At 63.9% G+C, this 241-nt stretch carries 1 protein-coding gene; it reads right to left on the reverse strand.

Annotated features, from left to right (window positions below):
* The coding region (locus tag J5M67_RS29330; RefSeq protein WP_207888770.1) for a sulfatase-like hydrolase/transferase at positions 1-241 on the reverse strand (241 nt) is incomplete at both ends.

Genomic DNA, 241 nt, shown 5'->3' on the forward strand with positions numbered 1-241 from the left:
ATCTGGGTGGAGACGGTGCCCGGCTTGACGTGGTTCGGCCAGCGGATCATCGCCGGCACCCGGTAGGCGCCTTCCCAGTTGGAGTTCTTCTCGTTGCGGAACGGGGTGGTGGCCGCATCCGGCCAGGTGAAGCGGTTCGGGCCGTTGTCGGTGGTGTAGATGACGATGGTGTTGTCGCTGAGCTTCAGGTCGTCGAGGGTCTTGAGCAGTTTGCCGACGTCGCCGTCGTGTTCGAGCATGC

The sequence above is a fragment of the Pseudomonas sp. 30_B genome (genome assembly GCF_017491605.1).
Taxonomy (GTDB): domain Bacteria; phylum Pseudomonadota; class Gammaproteobacteria; order Pseudomonadales; family Pseudomonadaceae; genus Pseudomonas.